Origin of the sequence: Flavobacterium sp. DG1-102-2 (assembly GCF_033042555.1) — a bacterium.
Taxonomy (GTDB): Bacteria; Bacteroidota; Bacteroidia; order Flavobacteriales; family Flavobacteriaceae; genus Flavobacterium.
In genome coordinates, this window is record NZ_JAWLIK010000001.1 from 62,295 (window position 1) to 81,157 (window position 18,863).

An 18,863-nucleotide genomic window follows, 5' to 3' on the forward strand; every position below is an offset into this window, starting at 1 on the left:
CTTTTCTTATTTATTTAATAGATAATATTCACAAATTAACTGAAGACCAAGCGGATGCATTTTATAGTAAAACGTTTTAAGTTATCGGTGTGTACGATTACCTGATTGTGCCTATTTGTTAAATATTATCGAGGGTAAATTGACATATAAATTGTAATGTCACTAAATACACAAATAAAAAAAAGCCGCTGTAAAGCGGCTCTTACTTATTGAATATTAGTTATAAATCTATAGAAATCTACTCTTGTCTGTTGATGTAGATCCATCCGGTGTGAGATTCTCCACTGTTACGTTCTATCATATAGAAGTACGTACCCGTAGGCAGCTCGTCACCTTTGTCTGTCTGACCAAACCACTCGTTCTTATAGTTGTTTTTAGTATAAACTTCCTGACCGTAGCGGTTAAAGATGCTTAACTTTTTAACGTTAAGAGTTGTAAGTTCAAATGAATCATTTTTACCATCACCATTAGGAGAGATACCTCTTTGTATTTCGCAGCTTGTATCTGTAACAGTGAAAGAGTCTTCGCCAATACATCCGTCAGGAGTTGTTACGGTAACAGCGTACTCGCCGGCTACCGGAGCAGCAATTGAGCGTGTTGCAGCTGTAAATCCATTAGGACCCGTCCATGCATACGTTGCTGAATCTATGTTGAATGAACCATTGTCATCAATAACATTAAGCATATATGTATTGTCTTCACATCCTTCAGTAAACAGAAGTGTGATAGCATTAGGATCCTGGGTTATTTCTACACTTTCTGTATGAGTACAGTTATTTACTGTAACAGTAAGCGTATAAGTTCCAAATCCTGTTCCTGTAATACTGTCGTCTCCCGCTACAGGCGCACCGTCAAGTGTCCATGCATACGTTGCAGCAGCAGTATCAAAGTTAGCACCGGCTACGCTGATAGTTACATTAGCAGCAGAACAAGTTACATATGGGCCTCCAAGGGTAAATGCAGGCGTTGGTGTAATTGTTACTGTAAATGCTTCTTCATCTGTACAGTTTGGTGTAGTATTAGTTTGAGCAAACACAAATATTTGTTGTGAAGTTGTTATAACATCACCTTCAGATAATTGTGTGCCTGTACCACCTTGTCCTGTATAGTAACCGCTGCCGGCAGCAAGTGCAGGAAGCACATAGCTGTCGCAAGCTTCTATTGTACCAGGAGTAACCGCTACCGGAGTAGGGTTAACTGTTACAACAAAACTAAGTTCTGATGAACAAGTAACCGTTCCTGACACAGACTCCGCATACACAAATATTGTTTGTGTAGTAGAGATAACATCGCCTGCACTTAACGCAGTACCAGTTCCACCAGCAGCAGTAAAGTAATTACCAGTTGTTAGGGTAGGTAATATATAACTGTCACATACTATCTGGTCTCCAGGAGTTACGACTGTAGGAGCGTCGATAATAGTTACTGTAAATGTATTTTCAGCAGTACAGTTTGGTGTAGTTCCGCTTGAAGCGATTACACGTATCGTTGTAATTCCTACTTCTTCTATTGCAGTCCCTGCAGGGATTTCAACATCATTTGCATCTGCATAAATGTTGTTTGCACTAAGGACAGGTAACGTATACGAACCACATTCAGTTACATCTGCCGGAGCATCTGCAACAGGTATAGGTGTAACGGTTACGTTTACAGTTGCAGTTGTAGAACATCCTGTCCTGTCAAGCGTAACAACATATTCACCTGCTTCTGTAACAGTAAGAGATGAAGATGTTTCGGTAGTAAGTACAACTCCGTCTTTTGTCCATACATAAGTAACAGGCGTTGTATCAGTATCCGTAATAACTACATCTATAGTGTCAGATGTTCCAAAGCAAATAGAGAAGTCAGCGTCAATTGTAAACTGTGGTGTACGGTCTTCAACAATAAGGTCAAAAGATTTTATACCCACACATGATGTTGGGGTGTAAACCGTTCTTATCCATAATGTTTGTGTACCCGCAACAGTATTTGTAAATGCTGCATAATCTGCAGGATCTATTGCGTTTGTTCCGGCTTCTGCGTCAGCCTGAGAAGGGTGAACAGTAGAAACAAAGTCAGATGGAGTTGTAGTTCCTGCATTAATGATATCCACATTTGGAGTGATATCAAAAGTACTAAAACCACTAGCGTCACATACAGTCATATCTACAGGGTCGCCTGTTAGTGAGTTTACAAGAGGATAGAATTCTACCCTGATGCTTCCTTCAAAAGAACAATCAATGTTAGGGAAAGAAGCTTCTACACCATAGTTACCTGTTTCCGTAGCCTCATAAGTAGAGCCTGTAGCGTCCGGGATAAGAACACCGTCTTTGTACCATGTAAAGACATAGTCACCTCCTGTAAGCTGCGTATCTATTACTTTGCTTTCTGTATCACAAATAGCAGTTCCGTTATCTACAAGAAGGTCAAGACCTAAGTCAAGAGATCCTATGTTGAAACTACCACCTCCTAAGAATACTGCAGAGTTAAACGATGAATCCTGGTAATCTGCAATAACAAGCTTAATGTGGTACGTTTGACCAGGAATAACTATAGCAGAAGCCGTAAGTGCTTTCGTCTGGCCGTTAAAGTTAATGGCAGACGCCATTGGATCGCCGGCATTGTATTGTCCAAAATATTGAACATTCGCAGAAGCACATCCAGTATTGTATAATGAATTCCTGATGTTTGTAACACTTACAGGTATCGTAGTGTTAGGCAGCACTGCAAGATTTTCTGTAGTACCGTCTGGAGCTGTAAGTATAAATGCAAATGCATCTGAATAGTTACATTGGAAAGTACCGTATTCTGCCGAAGCAAATAAGAAATCAAATTCAAACTTGTTGATCAGCGGAACGAAGTCAAACTCCAGTTTCGTAGCGTTAAACGTGTCAGATATCTGCGCAGGATCATTAGCAACAATGATGTCCTCAAGATCTGCATCACCTGGCCATGCCGGTGTAGTGTTACTTCCGGCCGTGTTGCCTATGTAAGGGCCTTCTGCAACAACAGCGTCATTTGTAGCAAGGATAACACCGTAGCTGAATGGGAATCCGTTAGCGCCACCTGCATAATCAAAGTATCCTAAACTTGGCACTCCGCCAAAGTTAGCCTGAGAAGAAGATGTAATGTTAGTTATACTCGCACATGGAGTATTGAAAAGTACTTCTGTAACAAGCTGTTCTGTTGTATATGTCGTAACATCTACATTGATAGGTGTGTTAGGTATCCTTACACACACATCAAACGAAGTAGTCTGGTTTGGTGTTGTAGTGCTTGTGTAAACCCTTAATTTATAGTTTGTACCTATAACAAGATTATTAGCAACACTACTGGCGGCTGTGGTACACGCAACCTGTGTTAACGAACCGCAATCTCCTGTGTAAAGAGCATGGTAAAGCCCTGTTGAGCTTCCTGCAATGTTATTTAAAGAGATAAGGTGTGTAGTAGCTGTTGCTGTAAATTCAAACCAAACATCATCATCTGCACCAGTAGCGCCACATGTTGGGGCCGGTAAAGATGCAGTTGCTCCATAAACACTTCCTGATGCAAACAAAGTACAAGAAGGATCCTGATTTACAGGAACATTTATTGCACCGGCACATTCGTTGTTTGTTGCAGGAGGCGGTGGTGTAGTAACACAAATATCAAAAGCAGTTGTCTGGTTAGCTGTTGTAGTATTAGACCATACCCTTACTTTATAAGTCTGACCCACAACAAAGTTCTGGCCAAGGCTATAGTTAGGGTCGCTGCAATATAGCTGTGTTAAAGTACCGCACACATCACCTACGTAAACTGCGTGGTAAAGGTCTGTAGTACTTCCTGTAACATTTTTAAGCTCGATGATCTGAGCTGTGCTTGTTGCAGTAAATTCAAACCAAATGTCATCATCATCTGCTGTATTACCACAAGTATTAGCTTCTGGTGATGCCGTTGCCGATGTAATTGTGCCAGGCACTGACTGCGCACAAGTAAGCGTAGGGTTAACAGGTACAGTTACAGCACCGGCGCACTCATCATTAGCAGGAGGTGGAGGAGGAGTTCCAACACATACCTGGAATGCAGATGTTTGTCCTGCTGTAGCTGTCCAGGAATATACCCTCAGGTAGTAAGTTTGCCCAACAACAAGGTTATTTGCCCAGCTTTCGTTAGGGTCGCTACAGTATAACTGGGTTAAAGCACCACAGTTGTTACCAGAGTATAATACGTGGAATAAATCTGTAGTACTACCAGTAATATTTAGCAGGCTTATCCTGTGCGTAGTGTTAGTTGCTACGAATGTAAACCAAACGTCATCGTCCTTTGTACCTCCACATGTTGTAGCTTCCGGTGACTGGGTTGCAGAATAGATAGTACCTGCAGTAGTCTGGTCGCAAACAAGTGTAGGATTTACCGTTAAAGCAAATGCGCCAGAACAAGGGTCGTTTGCCGGTGGTGGTGGTGGCGTCGTAACACATATCTGGAAGTTAGATGTCTGGTTAGGCGTGTTCGTCCAGGTGTACACCCTTACTTTATAAGTCTGGCCTACAACAAGGTTATTAGCTACACTTGTATTAGCAGTACCACAATAAAGTTGTGTTAGAGCAGCACAGTCTGTACCAGAATATACGGCATGATACAGGAATGTATTGTTACCTGTAAAATTACTCAATGTAATGATATGAGAAGTATTAGTAGCTACAAATTGGAACCAAATGTCATCATCAGGCGTACCGAAACAAGTTGTCGCCTGAGGAGATGCAGTTGCACCGCCTATGCTTCCTGTGCCAAAATTTGTACAGGTAAGTGCAGGGTTAGTAGGTATAACTGTTGCCTGAGCACATTCGTCATTCAATGGTTTAAGAGCAAAGGCAAAAGGCCCTGACCATTTACTTGCGCCGGCTGTACCGCCACACATAGATCTTACATAAAACACATATTGTGTTCCATAAACAAGAGAACCTGCCGGTGGAGTATACTGGCTGTCAGTTACAGGTGTTCCTGCTCCTGTTGGTGTTGCTGCGCCCGTTGCAGGCATAACTACAACTTCCCAGTTTGTAGCAGATCCCGGTTCAACCCAGTCTAGTGTAGCAGATGTATTGGTAACATTGATAGCTGCAAGCCCGGCCGGTTTAGGACACGTAACAACAGATACATTAATGTTATCAATGGCTGCCGGAGGGTTAGCTCCTAAAACAGCATCGTTTCTCCATTCAAAAACAAGCCTTCTGTTTTGTCCCTGATAAGCATTTACCGGGGTGTCAAAAGATAATGTTGTCCAGTTTGCAGGAGTTTCTAAATTTCCACCTAACTGAACTCTCATATCAGCTGCAGTACCTGCAGTAATTTGCGTTCCTGTTGTAGGAGCAAAAGTTGTTGGTACCATCCATACCCTTACATAATCCCATCCTAATTCGCCAACAGTTTTGAAGTCGAAATTAACTGATATTTCACCAGCATCTGATGGAATTGTTATGTCTCTGTACGCATGTACAACAGATGAAGCACTTACATTATAGTTATTTGTAACACCATTGTCGTTAGATACATATAATGATTTGCCCGGGCTGTTAAATGTTGCAGTGCCTACAAACCATTTGTTTGGCTGAGCGCCGTTGCTTAACGATAATCCATGAGAACCGGTACCGTCAAAATTTTGGATAAATGGCAGCGTTGTAGGTACCTGAGGTACAACTACAATAGCAGGTCCTACCCAGAAACTTTTATCATTAGCTCCACAGTTACTTCTTACCCAGAAATAGTAGGTTTCTGACGATGTAAGGGGAGTAATAGTTTGCGTAGTAGCTGTTGTAGTGCCGTTAACTGTAGCAGTTGTAGATGGCGTTACATTCGTTTGGCTGTAATAGTAGTCATAACCATTTGCCGGAGTAACTCCTGTAGGAGCTACCCATGAGAATGTAGCCGAAGTTTGCGTTGCCGAAGTTAACGTAGGAGCAGCCGGAGACGGGCATGTAATTACTTTTACATTTACGTTATCTATTGCACCCGCAGGCTGAGCACCTCCAAAAGTGTCGTTTCTCCACTCAAACACAAGCCTTCTTGTTGAACCTGCAAGAGTAGTGGTAGGCACAACTACGTTTTGAGTTGTCCATGCCGGAGTAAGGTTAAAATTACCTCCAACCTGAACACCATTTGCTGTAGTAATTTGTGTACCCGGTGTTGGTACAAATGTCGTTGGTACTAACCATGCCCTAACGTAGTCTATAGTGCTTTCTCCACCTGCTTTCAGGTCAAAAGAAACGCTAATAGATCCTGTGCCAGGCGCTATAATAATATCGCGGTATGCATGAACAACAGATCCTGTTGTAACAGTATAGTTGTTAGAAACACCTCCGTCATTACTTACATATAGTGAGTTAGTAGGGCTGTTGCTTGTTGCTGCCCCTACATACCATTTATTTTGCTGACTGCCATTGTTAATAGACCATCCGTGAGCCTGTGGCCCGTCAAACGTTTCAAGATAGTTTAAGTTAACAGCTATCTGTGTTGTAGAGAAAAAGAATGGTCCAGACCAAATACTATATGTGCCATCGCCACAATTTGCCCTAACATAAAACTCATAAGCCGTGGCAGGAGTAAATGCTGCGGCAGGTGTTGTAGTATTACTTACTGTAACAGTATTTTGCGTTACATTTTGTCCTGCAACTGTAGGCAGACCTGAGTTTGCAGGCTGTACAGCAATTTGCCATGCAGTTGCTGTTCCTGCAGCCCATGAGATGTCTGCAGATGTAGCTGTTTGGTTAGCTGCTGCCAGTGTAGCGGGAGCAGCACAATATACCTGTTGTAATGTAAGTGTATATGGTACTGTTTGCGTTGTACTAGATACTACAATGTAGTATGTAGTGCCCGCTGTAACAGCCATAGAAGCTATAACAGCCGGCGCCGTAGCAGTTGCAAGTGCACCAGCAATACAGTTTGTACCAATGTTAGTACAGCTCGCGTATACAAATACGCCCGCTACACCCTGTGTGCCCGAAAGACTTATCTGGATGCTTCCTGTAATGGTAGGAGTGTAAGAATACACAACATCGTTACCGGAAAGGTAGCTTGCTGTTGTTCCACATCCTGTACCTGGAGCGCCTTCATAGTTGTCGGCAAAGTTTGCAGTAGTGTTTGTTGTTGTGTAAGGTAACGGCTGTGTGGTAGGAATTACCAGCGGAGCCGCACATGTTTCTCCCAATGCAGGCGTGGTAAAGAAATAAGGGCCGACCCAGGCACTCTTACCACCATCAGTACAAAGCGACCTTACATAATATTTGTAAGCCGTGTCTGCAGTAAGGTTATTTACCTGGTAAGGAAGCTGTCCTGAATACGTAACACCTACACCTGTTGGGTTAGATGCATCCGGCACCACTTCAATTTCCCATGAAGTAACCCCGGTAGGATTATTCCAGTTCAATTTTGCAGATGTAAGAGTGATGTCTGTGGCTGTAAGGGTAGATGGCGCAGTACATTGCGATATCACCTCTACATCGTCAACCAGCCAACGGTCTGCCTGGTCGCCAATCATGATGAATGCGATACGTACCTGCATATTTGCATATGCAGCCGGTATGTTGAATGTTTTTTCAACATACTCCTGCTGTGTAGGATTTATCGTAAGTTCACCCATCGGGGCAACAAGATCCACAAACGGAAGCTGCGTAACAGGAGTTGCAGGATCTGCTACAGGAGCAATCATGATCTTGTAAGTACCTCCCTGATCTCCAAGCTGAGTTAGCCTGGAATAAAAGTGCAGTTGTCCGTTGTTTGGAGAATTAAACTGGGGTGTAATAAGCCAGTTGGTAGGAATTGGAGCAGAAGGAACTACGTTCTCCCTGTCCAGATAAGCCGCATAGCTACCAGTGTGTGGTGGCGTTTGCGTGTTAGTTGTAACGGTCCGCACCCATGTGGTGGTACCAATTTCGCTGTACACGACCCACCCGCCTGGTGGGGCTGCAGGGCTACCTGTCCAGGGCGTTTCAAATCCCTGAAGTGCAAGCTGCCCATACGTACAAAACGACAATAATGACACGACGATCATCAATGTAATTTTCCTCATAAATATAAAGTTTAGCTAAGTTAAGTCTCAAATTTAAAAAAAAATTAATATAAAGTTAACTATTAACTTAATTTATTAGAAGAAAAGTGGACTTATAGGTTTTTCGTTGTTATATTTTTATTGTGTTTTTTCAGAGGCTGTTAGAAAACTATATTTTTTAATAAATTATAAAAAAAGCCGCTCAAAACTGAGCGGCCTCTTAACCTAAATTAACTAAACTTATAAATATTTATTCCTGCCTGTTTACATATATCCATCCTGTCTTACTTTCTCCCTGAAGTTCTATCATGTAAAAGTAAGTTCCTGTTGGCAGTTCAGATCCGTGAGAATCCTGTCCGTGCCATTCTTTGGTATAATTGTTTTTAGTGAATACTTCCTGTCCGTAGCGGTTAAAAATGCTAAGTTTTTTAATGCTTAAGGTGCTAAGGTCAAGTTCGTCGTTTTTACCATCTCCGTTAGGCGATATACCTCTCGGTATTTCGCAGGTAGTACTTACTACGGTAAATTCTGTTTCGCCAGTACAACCATCTGCAGTAGTTACAACAACATTGTAGATGCCCGGAAGCGTAGCAGTAAATTTTCGCTCCTGAGATGTAAAACCTTCAGGGCCTGTCCATGCATAGGCAGCGGTATCAATGTTAAAGCCGCCATTGTCTATAACCTCTACAACATAAATGTTGTTTTCGCAGTTATCTGCAACTGCAATTTCAACAGCAGTTTCATCGCGAGAAACTACCACGCTATCTGTTGCACTGCAATTATCGTTTATAGCAACTGTAACGGCATATTCGCCAAACTCTTCAGGAACAATAGTGCTTGTGTTTGCAGCGATTGGGGCACCATTAAGCGTCCATGTGTATGTAGCATCTGCAAGGTTAAAATTAGAAGGATTAACAGTTATCGATGTATCTTCAGGGCTACACGCTGTGAAAATACCATCAAGGGTAAACTTAGGCGATAGATCCTGTGCATTCAGCACAAATGACTTAACAACGTAACACTGCGTAGTGTTGTTTACTATCCTTGCATATACTGTTTGTGTAAATTGTACTGTGTTGGTATATGGCGATAGTAAAGGATTTGTATTATTTTCAGCATCATTAGCGTCAGCATGGTAAGTAACTGTATAATTAGCAGGATTAAGTCCGTTCAGGATTACAGCAGTATTAGATACAAGATCAAAATCTGCAAAACCATCAACGTCGCATACCGTAATATCAGCAGGATTTGCCGTAGCATCAGCAGGATAGAACTCAACAACAACGCTGTCCTGTATCAAACAGGTATAGCCTGTAATATTTGCACTGACTGAGTATGTTCCCGGCTCAGTTACTGTAAGCGCAGCATCGGTTTGGCCTGCAATTACAACATCATTACGTTTCCATTCAAAATCATAAACAGCAGCGTCAAGGTTTGTTGAAATAGTTGCCGATTCTCCGTCGCAAACCGCAGTTTGTGTTGCAACAAGCAAATCGTCACCAAGGTCTACAGTTCCGCCGCCATCAATTATACCTCCCTTAATGAATACGCCCGAGTCAAGGTTGTTGTCTGTTTCTGCAATAGCTATCTTAAGATGGTATTGCTGGTTAACCTGTACGTTTGCCGTAGCAGTCATCACTTTAGTCTGCCCTGCAAATGAAGTAGGGGAAAGGTCTTCCTGCCCAAATACATTGTACTTATCAAACCATTCAAGGTTGTAACCGGGACAAACGTTAGGATATCCCGCTCCGCTGATATTAAATACAGATATTGCAAGGTCTGTTCCGGGTATCACGGCAATGTTTTGCGTGTTTCCGTCAGCATCTGTAAGAAGTACAGCAAATGTATCGTAGCTGTAGCACTGTATCATGTCGCCATATTCTTCTGAAGCAAAAAAGAAATCAAGGTTTAATTGCGGTACCGATGGCACAAAATCAAACTCAATAACCGATGCATTTGTAGACGGTTGGAATGGTGGTGCACCAAGCATATTCTCCATAACCGCATCTACATCTGTATCTCCTAACCATACTCCAGATCCCTGTTCCATTGCCCTGTAGTTAGGGCCCGGAACTTTAAGTACATCTCCGGTTGTCATAACGATACCTTCGTTAAAAGGGAAGTTAGACTCACCTTTGTTAAAGTATCCTATACCGTTAGGGTTGTCGCCAAAGATATTGTCAGGATCAGGATAGTTTGTTCCTGTAGAGTAGGTAACATTACTTATCTGTGAACAGTTTCCGTTAAATAATACATTTTTAACCAGTTCTTCAACTGTGTGTTCTGTTGTTGTAACGATTATAGGTTTAACCGGCACTTTTACACATATCTTAAATGTGGTAGTCTGGTTAGTGCTGGCTTCGGCGCTAAATATCCTCAATTTGTATTTTGAACCTACAGTAAGGTTTTCAAGCAGGGTAGTAGAGGCTGCATTGCCAAATTCGGCATAAGCACCATTACAGTCACCAATCTGGGTTAAGTTATCACAGTCATCGCCGTTGTAAATAACATAGTTCATGTATGATGCGCCTTCTGAAATATCAAAAACAGTTACAGTATGCGTTGGCGATGTGGCTGTAAACTCAAACCAAACATCGTCATCGGCACTTGTCCATTCGCCGCATGGGTTTGCCTGAGGCGATTCTGTAGCAAGGTTTAATGTACCGTTTGCATACAGTTCGCAAAAAGCGCCTGTGTTTACAGGTATCGTAACGGCTGTTTCGCAGTCGTCGTTGCTTATGAGCGTTACAAAGTTTGCACCGTCAGATGGTATGCTTGACGACGTATCGCTGCATATCGCCTTTACCGTAACATGGTATGGCGTGCCCGATTGTATTGCAGACCCATCTGCCAGGTCAGTAATTGTATAAGGTAATGAGGTTACTGTAATTCCCGTTGCAGGAGCATCTTCTCCATCAACATTTATAAACAGTTCCCATTGTGTTTCGTTTCCGCCCGGTGTCCAGTTTACCTGTGCCGATGTCTGCGTAACGTCGCTGAACTCAATATATGAAGGCTCAGGGCAAGCCGGCAGCGGCTCTATGATAACATTGTCAATAAACAGGTCTGACGCGTATTCAACAGAAGGAGGTACCTGCCATGCAATATAAACTGTGCCTGTATAAGCAGCAAGCGATACCGTTTTAACGACATACTCTTCATTTGTGTAAACCGTTTCCGGAACGATTACTTCGGTAAAGTCACTTATATTGGCATTTGTAGTAGAAAGAAGTACTTTAAATCCTGTACTGCCTTCCTGCGCATTGCCTATTTTGTAATGAAATTTAAGCCTTTCATTACCTGTAAGGTTTATTGCAGGAGAAATTAACCAATCGTTGTTTGCAGCGTTACCTGCATACATATTGGCAGCTTCATCGCCCTCGAAAGCATCATTGTTTGCAAGGTCCCATACTGCCCAGTCGCCATTATTGTTGGCAGTTGTCCAGCACTGTTCGGTTGCAGAGTCACTATTGAATCCTTCAAAGAAAGGAACCGGCAGTGCGTCACATTTTGTAGTGAAGTAATAGGGACCCGTCCAGATACTTTTATTGTTCGGGCCGCATATTGCGCGTACAAAAACACTTTGCAGTGTATTAGGGGCAAGCCCTGTTGCTGTATAGCTAGCTGCTGTAAGAGGTGTACCATTTGTGCTTGCACCTGGTGTGCCTACAGTTTGCGCATTGCCAACAATAATTTCCCAGTTAGTTTCTGTATTTCCTGTAGTCCAGGTAACATTTGCCGTAGTGTTTCCAATATTCGTTACAACAATATCGGTTGGTTCCGCGCACGTTGGCATCGGCTCAACAATAATGTTGTCTATCATAAGCTCATAACCACCATTTACACCTGTAGGTACATACCAAGCAAAGTGAACAGGGCCAGCAGGCAAGTTAGAGACGTTTATGATCTTTTCTGTAAATAAATCTACAGCATAGCTTGTAAGTGGTGAAAGCTCTATGGTAAAATCTTCAGGGGCATTGCCTGTCGTAGATGCCATTACTTTAAAGGCAACCGCTCCAAATTCTTGTGTTTTATAACGGAATTTAAGCCTCTCATTGCCTGTAAGCACAATGGCAGGTGAGATAAGCATATCGTCATTTTCAGAAGTAGCGCTTACATCAAATTTTGCCGACTGGTCGCCTTCAAAAAAGTCGTAGGTAAAGTCCATGTCCCATACGCTGCCATCGTTATTAATGTCGGCAATAGTCCAGCAGAATTGAGATGCAGAATTTGTATTGAAGCCTTCAAAATAAGGTGTTGTAAAATTATTGCAAAGCGTGTTGAATTGTACAGGGCCAGTCCAGCTGCTAAATGTACCGTCACCGCAATTTGAGCGTACGTAAATTTCATACTGTGTGCTGGCGCTCAATGTGCTTGATGTTATAGTACTAAAGTTTGTTGCCAAACCTGTTCCCATAGGCAGTCCCGTACCTACAGGCTGGATAACATACTGCCATGAAGTTGCTGTAGAATCCCAGCTGAATGTAGCGCCGGTATATGTAGGATCGGTTACAGCAAGGTTAGTTGGTTTTTCGCAAAACTCCTCCTGGATGTTAAGCTGATAACCTACCGACTCTGCAAACCATGAAGATATAACAATGTAGTAAGTCGTACCCGCAGTAACACTTATTGAAGGGATATTAAGATCAGGGGCAGGGGTAAGGTAGTCGTTTGCTGCTCCTGCATAACACTGAGTTCCAATAGCTGCACATGAGGTGTATACAAATATACCTGCATAAGTATCGGTTATGTTAGCTACATTGATGCTTATGGTACCGTTTGCCGTTGCCGTGTAAGCGTATGTTACGTCGTTACCATTGAGGTGTTGTGCTGAGTTTGATACACCACATCCTCCGGCTGAGCCTTCGTAAGTATCAGGGTAGTTTGCGGTATCATCATTAGCTGTATAGGGCAATGAAAGTATCTGTATTGGGTCCTGGCAGCTGTCGCCGGGTTGTACCGTTGTAAATACAGCCGGATCTGTCCAGTCGCTCTCGCCGCTGTCGGCGCAAAGTGCCCTCACATAAAACCGGTATTCCATGCCCGACTGAAGGCCTGCAGCATGATACGGAAGTGCTCCGCTATATACAAAGCCGGTGCCTGTTGCACCTTGTCCTTCTTCAACAATTTCTATTTCCCACTGGGCAGCCCCCGAAGGATTGTCCCACGTAAGGTTAGCAGAGTTTATTGTAATATCAGATGCTGTAAGGTTTACGGGCAGTAAACATTGCGATACGACTTTTACATCATCTATAAGCCAGCGGTCACCGTTGTCGCTTACCAAGACAAAAGCAAGGCGCACATTGGTATTTTCATATTCTGCCGGAATGTCAACTGTGATTTTGTTGTATTCTGTCTGGGTCGGGTTAATTTGCAGTTCTGTCCATGACTGAAGTTCAACATAAGCAGTAAGGTCGTCTGCATTTGCGCCCGCAGGCAGTATTTTTACCTTATACACACTGCCCTGGTCTAATGCCTGGGTAAGCCTTGAGTAAAAAAACAAACGCCCGTTTACGGGTGCATTAAATAATGGTGTAACAAGGTAATCTTCAGGCAATCCTGTCGTTACGTTTTGTGCATCCATGTAAGCGGCATGCATCCCTGTGTGCGGCGGGGTAGGGGCAAATCCTGCTGTAGACTGTACCCACATGTTGGCAGTGCCAATAGTGTTTTGCAGCACCTTCCAGTTTGCAGGCCCCTGGCCGTTACTCCAGCTCTCAAAGCTTTCCTCTGCGAGCTGCGCATTACTGCTGAATGATAATAGCAATGCGATTAAAAAAAGTGAGATTTGTTTCATCATTTCCCTTTTTTTGATGTTAAAAAAAATTAGTAGTTTATGTATGTAGTAAAATCTTGAATCAATAGGAAGAAAAAATTAAGCCTTGCAAACAGATTTGTTTCGGCTTAATTTTTTTAGATCATCATTACTGAGCACAACATTAACAAAAATTTCACGCATTATTTAAAATGCGCATAACTATCGGTTAGGAAACAGTAGGACAAATGGTCGAAAAAGTGAGACAGTGATGTCTTATAGTGTTGAAATATAATTGTATAGGCTAATATTTTCGGCTAATTCCATCTTATGTGCAATACGGTCTTTTCGCTTCCTGCATGCCTCGATTGTAATGTTTAAAATTGAAGAAATTTCCTTGATACTAAGGTTCATGTAGATATATGCAATGAATCTGATATCGTTTGATGTGAGGCCTGGGTGCTGTGTCTTAAGGCGGTTAAGAAACCCCTGGTTGAGCTCCTCAAAATGAGTGATAAAATCTTCCCATTCATCATCTGCCTTAAGGTGGCTCTTAAGATCCCTGATATGGTTGGCCAGCGATACATCTTTAGAAAGTTTGGGTTTCTTTGCAAGTGACGTTATTATGTCTTCAATAAGCTGGTTCCTGTCAGATAAGAATAAAGCCTTAGCAGATAGTTTCCTGTTTCGTGCCTCAATTTCATTTTTGAGGCGTTCCTGTTCCAGAAGTGCATTAGTTTCATTTTCCCTGAATTGTTTTTCAAGCAACAGGTTATCGTTCTTTTCTTTTTCAAGCTCAAGGGAAGTAATGCGCTGGTTGCGTTCGGCTATAAGCTTCTTTTGGCGAAATATAAATACGATACCTGTAAGCACGGCAATAAAGATTGCAAGCAGGGAGTAGATGATCTTACGCTGAGCAGCAGTTTTTTCTTCCTTTAGAGCGAGTTGGTTCTTATAGTCCTGCATCTCAAATTTAACCCTGCTGTTCTCAAACAGCCTTCCGTTCTTAATCTCGTTCAGCTTATGCTGGGTATCAATAATGGAATCTTTACACGCTACGGCCAACTGATACTTGCCACTTTTGTTGTATATTTTAGAGAGGAGTTCAAAAATTCTTTCCCTTGTTTCTATGTTGCGTTCTTTGGCAAGGATGTTACGTGCGGTTTGGGCAGCCATATCATAGTTGCTTTCCTCAAAATAGCTTTTAACGATAATCTCTTTTAGCGGAACAGCAATATCATTGTATGCCACATCTTTTACTTCCTGCTGTAACAACTGTTCGGCTTTTTGTCGTGCCATAACCGTATTGCCTTCAAGCAGGTCACTTTCGGCGAGTATCATGTTTGCCGCGACAACAGATTGCGGCCAGTTTTTAGTAAGATTGGGCATTGCCTCATTAATATACGCTCTGGCCTGTTCAGGATTTTCCAGTATATTCTCTACGTTAGCCAGGTTAATGAGGTAAATGCCAAGGCTCTTGTAGTTTTCGTTTTTGGCGGTTTCGTAAGTCTTTTTATAATATTCGCGCGCTTTTTTATAGTTCTTATCGGCGGTGTAAAGGATAGCAATATTATTAAGAGCAATCATTTCAAATTCAGGTCCAAGCTCCTTTACCGAAAGGTTGTACGCTTCAAGGCAGTAGTTAAGCGCCTCGCCATAATCCATCATGGCAATATAATTGTGGGCGGTGTAATTTATGGCATAGAACAGTTGTTTGTTCCAGCGGTTTTTTTCGGCCGCTGTGCGTGCGGTAGTAAGCAGTTCCAGCGATTTTACATATTCCTTGTTACGGGTAGCTTCCTGTCCTTTTTTTAAAATTGAATCACATTGTGCAGCGGATTGTATCTGGCTCCACGAGAGTGTAGCAGACATTACGAACGACAACATAATAAGTATCTTTTTTACTTTGAAGGACATGGCAGACGGTTGGATTTGGAACAAACAAATATATTCAAATATAGCGACAACTGTTATGCAGTCATATAATTATAAAATATGGCACTTTATTTATCAGACACGCATTATAGAAATAACTTCTGCACTGCTAACCTCTGGGTTTGCACCCGATTTTGACGCTACCAATGCACCTACAGCACAGGCAAAATCTACAGCTGCCTGCGGATCATTTTCGCTAAACAGTTTAGTGACGATAGAAGCCAGGAAAGAGTCGCCTGCACCAACTGTATCTGCAACGGTAATGTTGTATCCCGGGTTAGAATAATAGGCGCCATCCCAATACAATAGTGCTCCGTCTTTTCCACAGGTCACACAAATGCTTTTTGTGTTGGTTGCTTCTGCTATAAATTCAATGTTTTCTTTTAGTCCTTGTTCGGCAGCGCCTAACGCCAGTGCGATTTCAGGCAGCTCTTCGTCATTAAATTTTATAAAGTCTGCTTTTTGCATCAGCAGCTTTAATGTCTCTATGGTGTAATGCGGTTTTCTAAGATTAACGTCAAAGACTTTGCATACTTCCTTTTCCAAAAGTCCCAAAAGTGTAGCTCTTGATGTTTCGTCACGGCAGACCAGGCTTCCGTAAATAAGTACGTCAGCATTTTTTACGAGGGTTTTGGCATGATTGTTTATTTCTATCTTATCCCATGCGGATGGATAATGGATGTCATAGCTGGCAGAACCGGTTTCGTTAAGGTGTACCTGCACTACTCCTGTGGGGTAAGCGTTGGTGCTTATCGCTTTTGTGTCAAGACCCTGTTTTGCAATGTGGGTTATAATTTCGTGTCCGTCTTCGTCTTTACCTACACAGCTTATCATTGCCGAATCAAAGCCCAAACTTTTGATGCGTAATGCCACGTTTAACGGAGCGCCGCCTATTTTCTTTTCACTGCTAAATATATCCCACAATACTTCGCCATAACAAACGGCGGTAAGGCTCTTTTTCATTTGTAATTTTTATAGTATAGAAACGCAATTTACTCGATTTTTAGACAACAATATTGGGTGTTTTCATGAAAAACGCTCTATTGCTTATTTAATCATTACTTAATGACAGCTTAACGCAAGTGGGTATCTGCCTTTGGTATGTTTGCCAAATTTAAGATTAGCTAACAAAACATATTCTATGCGTTTCAATTACAGTAAGATAAAGATAGCTGCAGTAAGCACGGTGGCTGTTATGGCAGGTGTAATGAGTTTTTCATTCTCTGCAACATCTGAATATGAGATTTCTCCTGTAGTGCTCAATAAATTTACATTAGAATTTAATCAGGCAGTACATAACCTTGATGCCTCTGCCCAAGGGTACAGGAACGGGAAAGTAACGCTTGATTCATTGCGATCATCCGTCGCGGCAACAAGGATAAGTTATAAAAAGGTTGAATTTTACCTAGCCTTTCATTACACCGAATATGTAAACGAACATATAAACGGAGCACCGCTATTACATATTGAAAAATCGGGTACCAGCCCCATAGTGTTAACTCCCGAAGGCTTACAGGTAATGGATGAATTGGTATTCTCTGATGAGGCAGCTGCAGAAAAGGTACAGATTGCCGCGGTAGCTAAAAAGCTGAGCGCCAATTATAGCCTGTTGTTCAATAGCCTAACTACAAAACTTAAAGATGAAGGCAATGTCGCCGCAATGCGTATCCAGTTGGTCAGGATATATTCGCTGGGAATTACGGGTTTTGATACTCCGGGCTCGCTGAATGCTATTCCTGAAGCAAAAGCATCGTTACAGGGCATGAAGACTTTTTATGCAGAGAATTACAGCGATGCTAAAAATACTAAAGTGCAATCGCTGTTTGATGACGCGGTAGCATACCTAGATAAGAACTCAGATTTTGATACCCTTGACAGGCTTGAGATACTTAAAAAATATATAGATCCGCTGTATAGCGAATTGGGTAAAATTGAAAAAGGTGCTGCACCAGATTTCCTTATACAGACTACATCATGGAATGCTAACAGCACGTCTATTTTTGGCAACGATTTTCTTAACCCTTATTTTTTTACCGACCTTAAAAAAGGGGAAGATAGCGAGGCACTCCGTTCCTTAGGCGAAGAGCTGTTTTATGATACTGCCATAAGCGGCGACGGTGTAATGAGCTGTGCAAGCTGCCATCAGCCGGAAAAAGGCTATGCCGATGGTATTGTAAAATCGGTAAGCAGCATCAAGGGTAAAAATGTGATGCGTAATGCGCCTACATTAGTAAACGCGGTATATGCCGACAGGTTTTTTTATGACCTGCGCGCCTTTACCTTAGAGCAGCAGGCAGAACACGTAATTTTTAACCCCGAAGAATTTAATACAGCCTACAGTTCTATTCTCAAAAAACTGGGTACAAGTAAAAAATATGCTGCGCAATTTAAATCCGTTTTTGGTAAGGGCGAAGTTACCCGCGAGAAGTTTTCTAAAGCGCTGGCATCTTATGTATTGTCACTGCGCTCATACAACAGCGATTTTGACAAATATGTACGAGGGGAATCTAAAGAATTAAGTCAGGATGTTAAGAACGGTTTTAACCTCTTTATGGGGAAAGCCGCTTGCGGAACCTGCCATTTTGCACCAACGTTTGCAGGACTGGTTCCGCCTTTTTATAATGAGAATGAAAGTGAGATATTAGGTGTGCTTGCCGATCCTAAAGCCAAAAATCTGAGGCTTGACAGTGACGAAGGCCGATGGTCTAATACCGTTTTAAGCGAATATGCCTGGATCTATGAAAAGTCATTCAAGACAAATTCGGTAAGGAATGCAGGGCTTACAGCACCTTATTTTCATAACGGGGCTTATACGACTCTAGAGGAAGTAATAGACTTTTACAACAACGGCGGTGGCGGCGGATTAGGGTTAAATGTAATCAACCAGACATTATCTTCTGATCCTTTAAATCTTACAGATACGGAAAAGAAAGAGCTTATCGCTTTTATAAAATCCCTTAATGATATCCCGGTAAGAAAACCGGTTTCAAAATAATAAGAAGGCTGAATAATTTCAGCCTTCTTATTTATACTGAGTTTAATTAGTAACGCCTGCATAATCATTACTTAAAGAATGGGCTGTTTGCTGTGGGATTTTGCGTGTTACTTAATATAAACTTAAGCACCGCTTCAGACACAGGATATTTTCTGATTCTACTTTTGCTTTAACAAAAA

Annotated in this window: 5 protein-coding genes; 1 reads left to right on the plus strand and 4 read right to left on the minus strand. The window is 42.1% G+C overall.

All coding sequences use genetic code 11. The features are described from left to right. Nucleotides 1–238: 238 nt before the first annotated feature. The 4 genes from R1T16_RS00255 to R1T16_RS00270 form a co-directional block, all read right to left on the minus strand. Nucleotides 239–8,020 (minus strand): choice-of-anchor L domain-containing protein, encoded by a 7,782-nt coding sequence (locus tag R1T16_RS00255; protein ID WP_317499047.1) that lies wholly within the window; start codon nt 8,018–8,020, stop codon nt 239–241. 229 nt (nt 8,021–8,249) lie between these two features. Further along, on the minus strand, nt 8,250–13,799 hold the full coding sequence (locus R1T16_RS00260; RefSeq protein WP_317499048.1) for a choice-of-anchor J domain-containing protein: 5,550 nt from the start codon (nt 13,797–13,799) through the stop codon (nt 8,250–8,252). A gap of 231 nt (nt 13,800–14,030) precedes the next feature. Continuing rightward, nucleotides 14,031–15,671, minus strand: coding sequence for a tetratricopeptide repeat protein (locus R1T16_RS00265; RefSeq protein WP_317499049.1), 1,641 nt, complete (start codon nt 15,669–15,671; stop codon nt 14,031–14,033). Nucleotides 15,672–15,764: 93 nt separating this feature from the next. After that, nucleotides 15,765–16,652: a carbohydrate kinase gene (locus R1T16_RS00270; RefSeq protein WP_317499050.1), complete on the minus strand. Its 888-nt coding sequence runs from the start codon at nt 16,650–16,652 to the stop codon at nt 15,765–15,767. Nucleotides 16,653–16,830: 178 nt separating this feature from the next. On the opposite strand from R1T16_RS00270, the gene R1T16_RS00275 reads away from it, so the two are divergent. Continuing rightward, nucleotides 16,831–18,684, plus strand: a complete 1,854-nt coding sequence (locus R1T16_RS00275) for a cytochrome-c peroxidase (RefSeq protein WP_317499051.1) — start codon at nt 16,831–16,833, stop codon at nt 18,682–18,684. Nucleotides 18,685–18,863: the final 179 nt, after the last annotated feature.

Coding starts and splice junctions, on each gene's coding strand:
- R1T16_RS00260 (WP_317499048.1), bottom strand. CDS start 13,799: ATGATGAAACAAATCTCACTTTTTTTAATCGCATTGCTATTATCATTC.
- R1T16_RS00270 (WP_317499050.1), bottom strand. CDS start 16,652: ATGAAAAAGAGCCTTACCGCCGTTTGTTATGGCGAAGTATTGTGGGAT.
- R1T16_RS00265 (WP_317499049.1), bottom strand. CDS start 15,671: ATGTCCTTCAAAGTAAAAAAGATACTTATTATGTTGTCGTTCGTAATG.
- R1T16_RS00255 (WP_317499047.1), bottom strand. CDS start 8,020: ATGAGGAAAATTACATTGATGATCGTCGTGTCATTATTGTCGTTTTGT.
- R1T16_RS00275 (WP_317499051.1), top strand. CDS start 16,831: ATGCGTTTCAATTACAGTAAGATAAAGATAGCTGCAGTAAGCACGGTG.